This is a genomic window from Aquabacterium sp. (genome assembly GCF_030652515.1).
Lineage (GTDB): Bacteria > Pseudomonadota > Gammaproteobacteria > Burkholderiales > Burkholderiaceae_C > Aquabacterium.
The window spans coordinates 1-2153 of the sequence record NZ_JAUSAR010000112.1; the positions used below are offsets into that span (position 1 = coordinate 1).

Here is a 2153-nt window from a genome sequence, read left to right on the forward strand (position 1 = left end):
AACGGAGAAGCCCAATGTGACTGGGTTTGAGTGAAAAATAGAGGTTTCCGTAGCGGCCGAGCATTTTCACAGGGACCGTTGGGGGGCAATCATGGCGCGGTTCCTGCTTGTCGGGCGCAGGACATCCTTCGCCGGCCGGACCACGACCAGAGCAGCACATCAAGATGACAGAATAAATCCAGTGGGTCAGGAAGTTTGCCGCCGTGGGGTCATGGCGGCGGCTTGGCGCGCCCCTTGCGCCAGGCGCTATCGCGAGCGCTCAGCGCGACAATGCCCAGCAGGATCTGCGTGGCCACGGCGATCAGCGAGAAGCGGCCGCGCACGGGATCTTTCATGTTCAGGCGGTGGAAGCAGGCCACCAGCGTGTGGGCGATGAACAGAATCAGGATGAAATTGAGGATCGCGGCGGGGTCGTGATGGAAGCAGTGATCCAGCCCCCAGTGCGCGCCCATGTCGTTAAAGATGCGGTTTTCGATGCTCCAGCGTTCGTGGCCGGCCTGGGCGATCTGGCGCGGCGGCATGACATCTTGCGGGATGGTGGTGCCCCAGAACCAATTGCTGGTTTTTTCCCGCACGATCCATTTTCCCGCCACCCGCTCGCGGTGGGTCCAGATTTCCTCGGTGCGCACGACGCGCAGCGGTTGCGCCGCCGCGCCGCTGGTGAACTCCTCCCGGTCCCAGTAGCGGATCGTGCGCCCGTTTTTTTCCTGGCGCACCAGGTCGGGCTCGCCCGCCAGCACGGCCTTGGCGTCGGCCAGCAGCGCGGGATTATTCTCCTTGAGCACGGCCAAAAGGTGCTTGCGGTGTTTGCGGCAGAGCTCGAAGAGCGCTGATTCGAAGTAGAGCGCGTCGCCCTCCACGGCGTCAAAGAAGCGCTCGTAACGCTCCAGCAGGCGCCCGAGCAGGCGGCGGGCGGCGACGATCTCGCCCTCGCCGGGGCGGATCATCTCGATGTCGAGCACGATGGGCAGGGCGAAACCGATCAGGTGGGCCACGACGCCGCGATGGTAGTACTCGGTGACCTCCTGCCCGCCGACCTTGAGCTGGCGGCGGCAGCACTGGTCGCAGCAGCGCTTTCTACTGGGAAAAAAATTCGTGGCCGTCCAGAGCCACAAAGCGCAGCGCCCAGGGATTGTCCGCCAGGGCCTTGTTTCGTCGCAGCGTGTGGTTGACCCCCGAGAGCATGTCGCGCAGCTCTTCGGGATTGAGCAGGGCGGTGACCTGGCCGGCGCGATCGGCGCTGGGTTTGCGCGCGCCGACGATTTTCTCCCAGCGCCGCGGCACGCGCAGTTCGCCTTCCAGGGCGTTGAGGCTTTTCAGGCGCGTCACGCACATCATCAAGACGCTGGTGAAGATGGCGGCGGTGGGGATCTGCGGCCGGGGGCGCGTGTCGTGCAGCGTGAGCAGCCGCGCGCTCCAGTCGAAGACTTTGTCCAGATAGCAGCCGAAACGGGCCATCATGAGCGGGGCCGTCCGTGTGGCTTGGCCTTGAGCGCGAGGAAGCGCTCCAGCTGGGCCTGCGACATTTCATCGAGCAAGCCCTCGACGGCTTGGGAGTTTTCGACGAGGCGGCGGGCCTGATCCTCCAGTTCGGACGGGACGTAAAGCATCTTGCGCGTCTTGCCCAGGCGGGCGGCCAGATAGAGCGAGACGTGTTTTTCACCTTGGACGCAGTGGCAACTTTTTTTGCCGCAGGTGCGGGCCATGGTGACTAGGCTGGCGCGGGCCAGGGGCTTGGCTGCGGCGAGCAGCTTGATGAGGCGCGAGCGGGCGGCACGGTCTTTGGGGGGCAGCTGAACGCGACGGGGCATGGGGCGGCTCCTTTGCTGACTGATATATATATGTATATCAGTATACGTGCCAAAATCAAGCATTTTCTGCAATGCGAATTTGCCCCAGCCACCCAGGAGCGTGCAAATTATTGAATCAGGTGGATTTATGAGGGATCAAAAACTGAAGTTGCGGAATTGCTGCCTATTGGCCAGCAATTCCGCAAATCACAATCTCGGTCAAACGGAGAAGCCCAATGTGACTGGGTTTGAGTGAAAAATAGAGGTTTCCGTAGCGGCCGAGCATTTTCACAGGGACCGTTGGGGGGCAATCATGGCGCGGTTCCTGCTTGTCGGGCGCAGGACATCCTTCGCCGGCCGGAC

Annotated in this window: 3 protein-coding genes; all 3 read right to left on the bottom strand. The window is 62.6% G+C overall.

From position 1 onward, the window contains the following. Window positions 1-209 precede the first annotated feature (209 nt). The gene (locus tag Q7V20_RS13355; RefSeq protein ID WP_304791851.1) at window positions 210-995 is read right to left on the bottom strand and encodes a transposase; all 786 of its coding nucleotides are present in this window, start codon (window positions 993-995) and stop codon (window positions 210-212) included. An 82-nt stretch (window positions 996-1077) separates the two neighbouring features. Beyond that, a complete protein-coding gene (locus Q7V20_RS13360) occupies window positions 1078-1461 on the bottom strand; it encodes a hypothetical protein (RefSeq protein ID WP_304791853.1) in 384 nt (127 codons plus the stop codon). Then, a complete protein-coding gene (locus tag Q7V20_RS13365) occupies window positions 1458-1811 on the bottom strand; it encodes a DUF6788 family protein (protein ID WP_304791856.1) in 354 nt (117 codons plus the stop codon). The genes Q7V20_RS13360 and Q7V20_RS13365 overlap by 4 nt, the downstream gene beginning before the upstream one ends. Window positions 1812-2153: the final 342 nt, after the last annotated feature.